Here is a 7,584-nt window from a genome sequence, read left to right as displayed (position 1 = left end):
TCCAGGGTGAGGAGGTCGGCGTGCGGCTCGGTGTCCCACCACAGGGCGCAGCGCAGCCGCGCCCCGCCGGACGACGTGTCCAGCGCGGGCAGGGTGAGCGTCGCCACCGTCGAACCGGCCATCCCGGAGAACCAGCACGCCCGTCCGCCCCGCCCCGGAGCCGGCCGGACCGGGACCGCGCGGGCCAGCCGGTTCGCGGCGGCGACCCGGGGAGCCGAACCGGAGCGCCAGCCGCGCACCGGGTGGACCGAGTTGCCCAGGACGACGAGGAACGAGTCGGTCGTCGGGTCGAGCACCAGCGAGGTGCCGGTGAACCCGGTGTGGCCTGCCGTGCGGGGAGTGGCCATCGCACCCATGTACCAGTGCTGGTGGAGTTCGAAGCCCAGCCCGTGCCCGTCCCCGGGAAAGCCGGTGTTGAAGTCGGTGAACATCAGCTCCACCGAATCCGGTTCGAGGATGCGGGCCCGCCCGTAGCCGCCGCCGTTGAGCAGGGTCCGCCCGAGGACCGCCAGGTCCCAGGCGCAGGAGAACACCCCCGCGTGGCCCGCGACCCCGCCCAGGCTGTGGGCGTTCTCGTCGTGCACCTCGCCCCACACCAGCCCCCGGTCGAGGCCGGACCAGGGCGGGCGGGCGTCCTCGGTGGCGGCGATCACCGGCTTCCAGGAGGCGGGCGGGTTGTAGCGGGTGCGGTCCATGCCCAGGAGGCCGGTGATCCCGTCCCGCAGGAGGACGTCCAGGGAGCGGCCGGTGACCTTCTCGAGCACCAGCTGCAGCGAGATCATGTTCAGGTCCGAGTACAGGTACGCCGTCCCGGGCGCGCTGACGGGTGCCTCGTCGAGGACGAGCCGGATGCGCTCCTCGTACGTGGGGGCCTTGTGGAGCGGGATCCAGGCGCGGAACCCCGAAGTGTGCGTGAGCAGCTGACGGATCGTCACGTTCTCCTTGCCGGCACGGCCGAAGTCCGGCAGGTATGTGGCGACGGCCGCCTCCAGCTCCAGCGTGCCCCGCTCGATCTGCTGCACCGCGAGGACGGAGGTGAACAGTTTCGACACCGAGGCCAGGTCGAAGACGGTGTCCTCGGCCATGGGGATCTGCCGGTCCGCCGGGAACTCGACGCCGGTGTCGGTCTCCTCGTCGTAGGCCCGGTAGCGCACCGCCATGCCGAGGGGCCGGTGCAGGGCCACGGTGCCGCCGCGCCCGGCGAGGAGCACGGCGCCCGCGTACCAGGGGTGCTCGGGCGACGGGCCGAGGAACGCCTCGGCCTCGGCGACGAGCCGGTCCAGGTGCCCGGCGAGCAGTCCGGCCCGGCGGGCCGACCCGCGCCGCAGGGTGGGAAGGCCGCCGCCCGCCGCGGCCGGTTCCGGCGGGGCCGCCGAGACCGGGCCGGCCGGGAGGGAGGCGAAGGCCAGGGCGCCGCCCAGGGCCGTCACACGTCCGGTGAGCTGACGACGCGTGATGCCGCGCGGCTCCTCGTCCACCATGGAGGGTTCCTCCCGTGTCGAGGCCGCGGCCGGCGGCCTGAAGGATTCTTCCGGGAATCGCCTTGCGGGGTGAAACCTTCCTGCCGGGTGCGGGGTGTGTCAACGGGGCGTGCGGGGCCGTCGGCCGGGCCGGGGAGCACGTCCTCCCCGGAGGCCGCCCGCGGGGGCGTCGGCGCCGTCACGCCCCCGCTCTGTGCCGGAGGCGCCGGCCAGGGGCGGCGGGTGCCGCCGCCCTCCCCCTCGGGACCCGTCCGACGTGACGACCGGTCACCGTCGGACGGGCCCGGGCGGCCCCCCTCGCCACCCGCGCGTGCGCCCCGGGGGTCCCGCCCCGCGCGGACGCCCGCGGCCGTGCTCAGCGCTCGCGCACGCGGACCACCCTCAGCTCCGGCGAGGACAGGATGTCCTTCTCGCAGAAGCGGGACGTCACCCACCGCTCACCGGAGAACAGCCGTGTCTGGTCGCTGGAGTACGGCGAGGCGGGGTTCGACGACTGGGAGTACGCCAGCAGCGTCCGCGCCACCGGGCACCCGCTGCCGTCCCAGCCGACGGCCTGGACGTAGCTGGTCCCGGTCGACACCTCCGTGTACCCGCGGGCCGGGTCCCACCGGGCCTCCACCTTGTTCCAGACGCCCAGCGACTCCGTACCGCCGGGCACGGCGATCCGCTCGCCGCCCCGCTCCACGAACTGGTGCTCGCCGAGCCGTGAGCCGAGCGCGATCCCCGCCGCCCGCAGCTCGGTGACGGTGTCCGCGAGAGCCGTGGCGAAGGCCGGGACGGAGGTGTCGAGACCGCGCGGGGTGCGGACGGGATCGGCGGCCGAGAACGGCACCCTCCACAACCGTGTCCCCGGCTCCGCCGCCGTGAGCCTGCGCCAGAACCGGTCGAAGAGCAGCGCGCCCCGGCTGCCGGTGTCCATGGTGCGGTCCCACCCGGCGAGCACGGCGCACGCCTCCCGCACGTCCACCTCCCCGCCGCCGGTGCCACGCGCGGTGCCGCCCGGCAGCACGGTGCAGGCCCTCACCACGTCGTCCCCGGCGAGAGCGGCCGCGGGCACCCGGTCGGCGAACTGCTGCCGCTGGAGGTCCCGTACGGTCAGGCCGCCCCGGGCCGCCATCGCCGCGACGTCCTCCAGGGCGCCCCGGGTGCGCATCGACCGCTGCGTGCCGATCGTGCCGAAGACCCGCTCGTAGCCGGTCAGCGGCCGCTCGGCGTGGGACAGCCAGGCGCTGTCGTTGGAGTTCTCCGCGTACGGAGCGTCCTGCAGGGTGGGCATCCGGGACTGGCCGAAGACGCCCGGCTGCACGGCGTCACGGTCGCGGCCGAGGGCGCAGTCCCCGCGGGAACCGTCCAGGACCGCGAGCCCCGACGCGGGGTAGGTGGCCCGGCCGAGCGCCGTCGAACAGCGCTGCGCGAGCTCGTCGGTGATCCGGGGAAGCACCTGCGACTGGGTGAACAGGCTGTGCCCCCGGGAGTCGGCGGCGATCGTGTTGACCCAGGGCAGCCCCTGGGTGCGCCGCAGCGTGTCGAGGACGTCGCGGGTGCCGCGGGCCCTGCCGAAGCCCAGCCCGGTGTCGGAGGCACGCAGGTTGGCGGCGTTGGGATCGTTCAGCGCGTAGGCCGTGCCGCCCGTCCAGGGCAGGGGGAGCGAGGCGCCGAGCGAGGTGACCACGGGGCCGTAGCGGGTCCACCACTGGTGGCGGGTCACCGGAGCGCCGTTCGCCACCGGCACGGTGACGGTGCGTTTCCGCATCCGTTCCCGCCGGCCGTCGACCAGGTAGACCGTCGGATCGGCCGGATCGAGCGTCAGCCGGTGGAGGTTGAGCGTGACACCGGTGGCGACGGTGTGGCTCCACGCCATGTGCGCGTTGTGTCCTATGGACACGGCCACCGTGCCGAGGAGGGAGCCGCCCGCCACGTCCAGCTCGCCGGGAATGGTCTGCTGCGACTGCCAGAACCGGCGCCCGCCCTGCCAGGGATAGTGGGGGTTGCCGAGCAGCAGGCCGCGCCCGTTCGCCGTGGTCCTGCCGCTGAAGGCGACCGCGTTGGAGCCCATGCCGGCGCGGTCGGCGGCGAACAGTTCACGAGCGGCCCGCGCGGCCTCCTCGGGCGAGGGCGGCGGAGCCGTCCGCGCCGGGTCCCCGGCCCCCGGGGACCCCGCGGCTCCCGGTGGCGCCGAGTGCCCCGGACCCTCCGCCGCGTCCGGCCCGGCCGGAAGCGGCGGCCGGGCGGCCGTGATGGCGTCCACGGCCCGGCCCTGCCCGCCCAGCACGGCGAGCGCGAATCCGCGTGCCGCCACGTCCAGCGTGGTCACCGGCCGCACCCAGGCGGCGTTTCGGCAGGACGGGTCGGTGATCCGGTTCTGCTCCAGCCACGCGTTGTACCCGGCCGCGAAGCCCCGCATCAGCTCCTTCACCGGGCGGCTCGGACCACTCGGCGCGGGCCGCGCGAGCAGCTTCTCCACCGTGCCCGCCTCCCGCACGCCCCGGAAGTACAGGTCGCTGGAGAGGTTCGTGCCGGCCGAGGACAGCGAGAAGTCCGGTGCGGCGTCCGGTCCGAGGAACCGCGAGCGGTCGCCGCGGACCGTCAGGAAACCGTCGGCCAGGGTGCACACCTGGTCGGCGGCCTGCGCCCAGCCGGTGCCGAAGCCCAGGTTCGCTTAGTCCTTCGCGACGATGTGCGGAATGCCGTGCTCGGTGTAGCGGACCACGGCGGACAGGCCGTGGCGGGACGGGTGTTCCTGACGGCCCGGTTGCTCGGCGGCAACGGCCGGCAGCGCGGCGCCCATGGTCAACAGGGCCACCGCCGCGACGGCCGACCGTCCCAGAAGTAATCGCACCGTGCCTCCCGACATCCTTGGTCCAAGGGGGCGTCGAGAGTAACAGCGGCCGTTCCACCGGTCAGGGGGCGCGGGCCGGACCGTCCGTACGGCCCGCCGCGCACCGGCCCGGTGTCTTGACCCGCCCGGCCGGTGAACAGAGGATCGTCTTCCATGACGCCCGGACACGCCAGCACGGTCGACGGACTCCTGCGACGCAGCGCCCGCCGCACCCCGGCGCGGGTCGCCGTCGAGTACGGCGACCGCACCTGGACGTACGACGCGCTCGACACCGCCGTCTCCCGCGCGGCGGGCGTCCTGCTCGGTGCGGGGCTGTCGCCCGGAGACCGGGTCGGCGCCTACGGCCACAACTCCGACGCCTACCTGATCGGCTTCCTCGCCTGCGCCCGCGCGGGCCTGGTGCACGTACCGGTCAACCAGAACCTGACCGGCGACGACCTCGCCTACCTCGTCGGCCAGTCCGGCAGCGGCCTGGTCCTCACCGATCCCGGCCTCGCCGGGCGCCTCCCGGACGGCGTACGGACCCTGCCCCTGCGCGACGCCGACGGCTCGCTGCTCGACCTGCTGGCCGGGGCGCCCGCCCACGACGGTCCCGGGCCGCGCTCCGAGGACCTGGTGCAGCTGCTCTACACCTCGGGCACCACCGCCCGCCCCAAGGGCGCGATGATGACCCACCGCGCCCTGGTGCACGAGTACCTGAGCGCCATCACGGCCCTCGACCTCCAGGCCGGCGACCTCCCCGTGCACGCGCTGCCGCTCTACCACTCGGCGCAGATGCACGTCTTCCTGCTGCCCTACCTCGCGGTCGGCGCGACCAACGTCATCCTCGACGCGCCCGACGGCGACCGGATCCTCGACCTGATCGAGGCGGGCCGCGCGGACAGCCTGTTCGCCCCGCCCACGGTCTGGATCGGCCTGTCCCGGCGCCCCGACTTCGCGACCCGGGACCTGAGCGGACTGCGCAAGGCGTACTACGGGGCGTCGGTCATGCCGGTGCCGGTCCTGGAGCGGCTGCTGGAACGGCTGCCCGGCCTGGCCGTCTACAACTGCTTCGGGCAGAGCGAGATCGGCCCGCTGGCGACCGTCCTCGCCCCCGACGAGCACAAGGGGCGCATGGAGTCCTGCGGGCGGCCCGTGCTGTTCGTGGACGCGCGGGTGGTCGACGAGGACGGCAGGGACGTACCCGACGGGACACCCGGCGAGATCGTCTACCGGTCGCCGCAGCTGTGCGAGGGGTACTGGGACAAACCCGAGGAGACCGCCGAGGCCTTCCGCGACGGCTGGTTCCACTCCGGGGACCTCGCGGTGCGGGACGCCCACGGCTACTTCACGATCGTCGACCGGGTCAAGGACGTCATCAACTCCGGCGGTGTCCTGGTCGCCTCGCGGGAGGTCGAGGACGCGCTGTACACGCACGGGGCGGTCGCCGAGGCGGCGGTGGTGGGCCTTGCCGACGACCGCTGGGTGGAGGCCGTCACGGCGGTCGTCGTCCCGCGCGGCGAGGTGACGGAGGAGGAGCTGATCGCGCACGCCCGCGAGCGGCTCTCCTCCTTCAAGGCGCCGAAGAGGGTGCTGTTCGTGGACGAGCTGCCGCGCAACGCCAGCGGGAAGATCCTCAAACGGGAGCTGCGCGACCGCTTCACCGGGTGAGCGCACCGCCCGGCCCGGCACGGGCGGACGCGGCTCGGCGCGGACGCGGGTCCACGGCCCTGCGGATCCCGCCCGCCGACCGCTCCGGCGCCTTCGGGCCGGCGGTCCCGGCCGGCGTCCCGGTGCCGCCCTTCACGGCCGCCCCGACGGACCGGGCCGCCGCCGGGCGGGGACGGGCGTCCGCCTCCGGCCCGGAGAAGGGGGAGGAGCCGGGCGGAGCCCGCGCTCAGCCCCCGCCGCCCTCGCCCCCCTGCGGCCCGTACGCGGTCATGAAGCGGTCGCGGAACTCGTCCATGCCCCAGCGCGGAGCGTCGGGCGCGGGCTTGAGACCGTCGGTCCAGTTCCAGTCCGCCACCCGGTCCAGGACCTTCTCGTCGCCGGCCACGATCGTGATCGGCACGTCCTTGCCGGTGTCGCCGGCGGTCACGGTCGGGACGGGCTGGTGGTCGCCGAGGAAGACCAGGACCGTGTCCTCGTCGCCGTACCGCTCCATCCATCCGGTCAGGCTGCGCAGCGAGTACTCGATGGACTTGCGGTACTCGGTGCGCACCCTCTCCGGGTCCTGCCAGACCTCCGCGGGGTCGGTGCCCTCCTTCTTGATCCCGTGGAACACGGAGCCGTCGCCGAGGTCGTCCCAGTCGATCATGCGGGCGTTGGGGGACCACGGGTTGTGGCTGGAGGCGAGGATGATCTCCGCCATGATCGGCTGCCGGTCCTTCCTGCCGTGCTCCAGACGCTCGAAGGCCTCCATGGTGAACTGGTCGGGCACCGGCGTCCAGCTGAAGTACGGGCCCCGGTAGCCGAGGTGCTCGGAGTCGTAGATGTGGTCCAGGCCGAAGTACCTGCCCTCCGGCCAGGCCCGCCGCACCCCGGGCACGATGCCGACGGTGCGCCAGTCGCCGGTCTTGCGGAAGTAGTTGGTGAGGGTCATGCGGTCGCTGGTGGTGAGGCTGCGGTAGCGCTGCTGGTTCTTGATCCACAGGCCGGACAGGAAGGTGGAGTGGGCGAGCCAGCTGCCCGCGCCCGTCACCGGCGACCTGAGCCAGCCGCTGCGCGACTCGAAACCGGCGGCCTCCAGGGAGGCGGCGCCCTCCTTCAGCACCGCGTCGACCGGTTCCGCCATCGCCGGGTCGTCGATCGCGACCCGGCCGTAGCTCTCGACGAAGGTGAACAGGACGTCCTTGCCGCGCAGCCCGGTGAACAGCCGGTCCGGCGGAGTGTCGGCGAAGGCGTCGACGGCGGCCTGCCGCTCGAAGACCCGTGCGTCCTCGAGCCCCGCGCGCACCTGCTCCACCCGGTTGCCCAGCATCTGTGCGGTGCCCCTGGTGGCGAGCGGGACACCGGTGATCCGCACGCCCAGGGTGACGCAGGTGATCCACACGACGCCGAGGACCACGGTGGTACGGGCGGCGGTCCGGCGGTGGCGGACCATCAGGTCCGTGATCCGCACCGCCGCCAGCGTCATCAGCACCAGCAGGGCGGCGAACAGGACGATCACACCGATCACGGCGAGGACCTGCCCGCCCCTTCGACCTGGTGCTCGACTGGATCCTGCTCGACGACGCGGCCGAGTTCGTCCGGGAGTCGTTCGGCCGGGGCGGGCAGGTCCTCGCC

Annotated in this window: 2 protein-coding genes and 2 pseudogenes; 1 reads left to right on the top strand and 3 read right to left on the bottom strand. The window is 74.2% G+C overall.

Features of this window, described 5'->3' with window-relative positions:
* Together AOK18_RS00895 and AOK18_RS00890 are read right to left on the bottom strand one after the other, a co-directional pair.
* Positions 1-1,481 (bottom strand): serine hydrolase domain-containing protein (locus tag AOK18_RS00895; RefSeq protein ID WP_055692987.1); only part of this gene is annotated, 1,481 nt, incomplete at its 3' end.
* Between the two features lie 355 nt (positions 1,482-1,836).
* Positions 1,837-4,335: pseudogene (locus AOK18_RS00890) on the bottom strand (penicillin acylase family protein).
* Positions 4,336-4,473: 138 nt separating this feature from the next.
* Here AOK18_RS00890 and AOK18_RS00885 point away from each other — a divergent pair.
* Positions 4,474-5,970, top strand: a complete 1,497-nt coding sequence (locus tag AOK18_RS00885) for an acyl-CoA synthetase (protein ID WP_055692986.1) — start codon at positions 4,474-4,476, stop codon at positions 5,968-5,970.
* 226 nt (positions 5,971-6,196) lie between these two features.
* On the opposite strand, the pseudogene AOK18_RS00880 reads toward AOK18_RS00885, so the two are convergent.
* Positions 6,197-7,498 (bottom strand): annotated as a pseudogene (locus AOK18_RS00880) (alkaline phosphatase family protein); the annotation flags it as partial.
* Positions 7,499-7,584: the final 86 nt, after the last annotated feature.

Source organism: Streptomyces prasinopilosus (assembly GCF_001419695.1).
Lineage (GTDB): Bacteria > Actinomycetota > Actinomycetes > Streptomycetales > Streptomycetaceae > Streptomyces > Streptomyces prasinopilosus.
This window is presented reverse-complemented; position numbering and strand designations above follow the sequence as displayed.